At 44.0% G+C, this 3,022-nt stretch carries 3 protein-coding genes; all 3 read left to right on the top strand.

Annotation, left to right across the window (positions count from 1 at the left end):
* The coding region (locus tag ACKPQ4_RS01380; RefSeq protein WP_407679418.1) for a substrate-binding domain-containing protein at window positions 1-351 on the top strand (351 nt) is incomplete at its 5' end.
* A gap of 119 nt (window positions 352-470) precedes the next feature.
* Complete coding sequence (locus ACKPQ4_RS01375) at window positions 471-1,679, top strand: glycosyltransferase family 4 protein (protein WP_407679417.1); 1,209 nt, start codon at window positions 471-473, stop codon at window positions 1,677-1,679.
* On the top strand, window positions 1,676-2,539 hold the full coding sequence (locus ACKPQ4_RS01370) for a UDP-2,3-diacylglucosamine diphosphatase (RefSeq protein WP_407679416.1): 864 nt from the start codon (window positions 1,676-1,678) through the stop codon (window positions 2,537-2,539). The genes ACKPQ4_RS01375 and ACKPQ4_RS01370 overlap by 4 nt, the downstream gene beginning before the upstream one ends.
* Window positions 2,540-3,022 lie beyond the last annotated feature (483 nt).

Raw genomic sequence — 3,022 nt, 5'->3', positions numbered from 1 at the left:
GGAACCTATGCATTCTTCCAAAAGTTTGCTATGGCCAAGCGTGACTACGGTTCCGCCACACAGAAGATGGCTGGTAACGAGCAAATCGCTACCGAAGTAGCCAATAATCCTAACGGCATTGGTTATGTTGGATTGGCCTATGTTGGTGCCAAGGGAATCAAGGTGATTGCGGTAGATGGCGTTCTTCCATCCGCAACAACCGCCAATGATGGTTCCTACAAGTTGGCCCGCGGGTTAAACTGCTTCACCAACGGTGCACCGACTGGTGCAGCCAAGAAGTTCTTGGACTTCGCCTTGACCGCACCTGGTCAAAAGATCGTAGCAAGCACCGGCTTTGTGCCAGTCAAGTAGTACGGTCAAGTTTGTTTGTTTTATACAAGGGTCGCCTCTTCGGAGGCGGCCCTTTTTTTGGTGCGGAATTGTTACCTCTAAGATGAAAAATCGATAAGAGATAACGTTAAATTTGTATTATGAAAGATGGAATTCGTAAGGCTTTAAGAATCTGCTTACTCACCGAGACCTTTCCTCCGGAAGTCAATGGAGTGTCCTTCACCCTAGCCCACTTAGCTCGAGGGTTATGTGAGCAGGGTTCGCAAGTCGAAGTGCTTCGACCCGCACGGGAATCCACCGGAAAAGATGATGATCCATGGAGCGAAGTGGATTTACCGGCCCGCCCTATCCCCAACTACCCCCAACTCAGGTTTGGACTACCCTGCTCCAAGTTATTGAGAGCGAGGTGGGAAGCCCAACGTCCGGATGTGATCTATCTCGCAACCGAAGGGCCGGCGGGATTTTCAGCCCTGCGAGTTGCCAATAAAATGGGCATTCCGGTAGTTTCCGGTTTTCATACAAATTTCGACCTATATTTAAGGCACTACAAGATTTCTTTCCTTAAACCAATTGTCGATTCTTACCTCCGTTGGTTTCACAACCGCACCCTTGCTACCTTCGCACCTACCGACTGGATAATTGAAGAACTGGAAAAAAAGGGATATGAAAATGTAAGAATGCTAAGCCGTGGTGTAGACCGGGCACTTTTTACCCCACAAAGACGATCCGACTTTCTTCGAAAACAATGGGGAGCTGGTGAGTTAGACCGCGTACTCTTATGTGTATCAAGGGTTGCAGCTGAAAAGAACCTCGAACTTGCCTGCAAGTTATTCGAACAAATGATTGAGCAAGGAAAAGCAAAGGTGGGTATAATTGTGGGAGACGGGCCCGAAAAGGAAAGACTATCCCGTAAATTTCCAAGCATTATTTTTACGGGCTGCCTTAATAAACTCGTACTTTCAAAGCACTATGCTTCTGCCGATCTTTTTGTATTTCCCAGTACAACTGAAACTTTTGGAAATGTGGTGACCGAGGCACTTACCTCGGGTCTTCCTGTCTTAGCCTACAACTACGCTGCCCCTTCTGAATATATCGAACATGCTAAAAATGGATTTCTTTCAACCCTTGGTGATGAGCGCTCACTCTATCAAAACTTAAATGAGGCACTTGGGCTTTCAGGGATAAACCAAGCAATTATGTCCCGAAATGCCCGCGAATCCACAAAATGTGCAGACTGGAAAAAAATCGTGGCAAAGTTTCATCGAGACTTGGTTGAGACATCGATGGAGACTCCAAGTTTTTCTCGACCACAAAATTCACCAACCGAATATGTAAAAGCACCCGCATGAATCGTCAAAATAAGACCAAGCTCGAATACAGAACGATCTTCCTTTCCGATACTCATCTGGGGATGCGGGAAACGGGAATAAAAAAGCTCAATCACTTTCTTGCTCATGTTCGTTGCAAAGCACTAGTACTCAATGGAGATTTTATTGATGGTTGGGCTTTAAAACGAGGGGGAGGTTGGAAAAAAGAACACACCCGCTGCATACGCCTCATTTTAAAAATGGTTGAAAAGCGGAAAACCAAAGTGATTTACCTGCGTGGCAATCATGATGATTTCATTAGCAACATTCTACCCTTTGCTTTCGAAAAAATAAGCATCTGTGAACGTTACATTTTTCAAGGCCTTAATCGAAAATACTTGGTTCTTCATGGAGACTGCTTTGATACATTTTCAACGAAACGCAAGTGGATCGCCAAAATAGGTTCTATCGGGTATGACAACCTCATACGATTTAACCGCGTCTACAATCGGTTACGCAAACTAAGAGGCAAAAAACCTTTTTCCCTGAGTGCATGGGCAAAGGCTAAGGTAAAGGGGGCCGTAAACCATGTACAAAGGTATGAGGAAAGCCTTGCTGAAATGGCCAAGAAATTTCAATGCCAGGGAATGATTTGCGGTCATATCCATGTCGCCTCTGACCGCATGATTGGAGATGTCCGCTACCTAAACAGTGGAGACTGGGTAGAATCAAACACCTGTATCGTTGAGCAAATGGATGGAAAGCTGGAACTTTTGAGTTACTCAAGTTTTGTTAAAGAACTTAGGTCTGCCCAAGCAGTTGAAAACTTAAACCAATCAATCAGTTCTTGTCGGAATTCGGAACAGAATTTTTCACACTCTCCCTTTAAAGCAGTTGCTTAGAAATCGATCAATTTAGGGGTGCAAAAAAAAACTGCATCCCGATTGGAGATGCAGCTTTTTAATTGGGTAACTGAAACAAACAAACTGTCCGATATGAACAAGTTTAATCTACGCTACTGCTTCCCGTATTTGAATAAATCCGTGCAACAAGAACGCAACAAATCGAGAATTCAATTTTAGTCTGTTTTTTGACTCATTTATTCAAAATTTCAGGAAATTATAAAATAACACAACTTTTCGATGCTTGGCGCAAAGTTGTTACATTTAGGGTGTAGAGTATAAGGATCAATAACTATTCCCCCAGTTTATGCCATGAGTGAATCATCCACTTTCCCCTCCCACCAGTATTCAGTCTTTGTTATCGATGATGAACCGGATCTTTGTGAACTGATAGAATTTCAACTTCAGAAAGAGGGGTTCACAACAAACTCCCTTTCAAACCCTTTGGAAGCAATTGGGCGGGCAAGAGACTTTCAACCCGAC

Source organism: Candidatus Chordibacter forsetii (assembly GCF_964187505.1).
Classification (GTDB): Bacteria; Verrucomicrobiota; Verrucomicrobiia; order Opitutales; family Seribacteraceae; genus Chordibacter; species Chordibacter forsetii.
This window is presented reverse-complemented; position numbering and strand designations above follow the sequence as displayed.